At 20.9% G+C, this 239-nt stretch carries 1 protein-coding gene; it reads left to right on the plus strand.

What is annotated here, in order from left to right:
- Positions 1-239, plus strand: a 239-nt coding sequence (locus tag Q5762_RS39540; protein ID WP_315897153.1) for a hypothetical protein, incomplete at both ends; no start/stop codon positions are given.

Below are 239 nucleotides of genomic sequence, written 5' to 3' on the forward strand. Positions count from 1 at the left end.
GTAGAAGTAAAGAAAAATTCTATAAATAACAAAGCATTAAACCAAATTAAAAAATACATGGAAAAAGAAAAAATAAAAAATGGTTTGTTAATAGGTGAAACTCTAGATGTTCAATTACCATCAAATATTAAATTTTTAAAAGTTGATGTTTTCGAAAGAGAATTAGAAAAAGATGATTATCAAGAATTAATGAAAATACAAAATGAAAATGTCAAAAGTTTAATTTTAGAGAAGTTATC

This window comes from Streptomyces sp. P9(2023) (genome assembly GCF_032436795.1).
Lineage (GTDB): Bacteria > Actinomycetota > Actinomycetes > Streptomycetales > Streptomycetaceae > Streptomyces.